We start from the raw sequence: 870 nt of genomic DNA, 5'->3' as shown, positions 1-870 counted from the left end.
CCGTTGCCGTCACCTTCGATCGCAGCCGCTTCGTGGCCGACCGCACCGAAGCCATCCGCTTCGCCGGCATCATCCTTGCCGGAACCGTAGCGCGGCCCGCCCAGTTTGGTTGCTTCGGACTCCACGAGTGGGCCATGGTCTACCGCCAGGACAAGTTCGATCTTCGCCACGAATACCTCAAGCTGCGCCTCGGTTCCGAAGGCACTGACACCGTCGTGGAAGACAACCGGATCCGCTGCTCGCACTTCGACGCCTTCCGTTTCTACACGCCGGACGCCATTCCGCTCAACGAACTCACCCCGACACGGGACAACCAGCGCACCATGGAGCAACCGGGCTGCCTGCACGCCAACATGGACCTCTACAAATGGGCGTACAAACTGACGCCGGCCTTACCGAGCGAGTTCGTGATGGACTGTTTCGAACTGTCCTGGCGGATCCGGGTCATGGACATGCAGGCCTCGCCCTACGACCTTGAAGAGTGGGGATACCCGGCCATCAGGATCGAGACACCACAAGGCAAGGCCGAGTACGTTGAGTATCAGAGGGCGTTCGCTGCCGAGGCCCAAGCGCTCCGTGCGCGGGTCCTCGACCACGTGCGGCCGCTCCTGGATCTCCTGGTACAAACACCGTCTCACGAAGGACAGCGATGACTTCAAGCACAAAGTACGACGTCGAGCTCACCATCACGCTGACGGAGGCACCAGGCGCCGCGGACTACGAGTTCGTCCTGCTCGGCTCGGGCGGCGAAGTCTCCGAAGGCTCGACCCTTCCGGACCCCCGCGCGGCGCTTGCCGCCGTCGAACAGTTCGGCGAGGAGATCTTCTTTCCCGTGCCCCGGCCGGACCGCATATGCACCCAGCAATACGG

The 870-nt window shown here is 63.4% G+C and carries 2 pseudogenes; both read left to right on the top strand.

The features are described from left to right. Positions 1–653 (top strand): annotated as a pseudogene (locus tag AHiyo1_RS10390) (3-methyladenine DNA glycosylase); the annotation flags it as partial. After that, a pseudogene (locus tag AHiyo1_RS24685) lies at positions 650–870 on the top strand (serine protease inhibitor); the annotation flags it as partial. The pseudogenes AHiyo1_RS10390 and AHiyo1_RS24685, both read left to right, overlap by 4 nt.

This window comes from Arthrobacter sp. Hiyo1, assembly GCF_001263615.2.
Lineage (GTDB): Bacteria > Actinomycetota > Actinomycetes > Actinomycetales > Micrococcaceae > Arthrobacter.
This window is presented reverse-complemented; position numbering and strand designations above follow the sequence as displayed.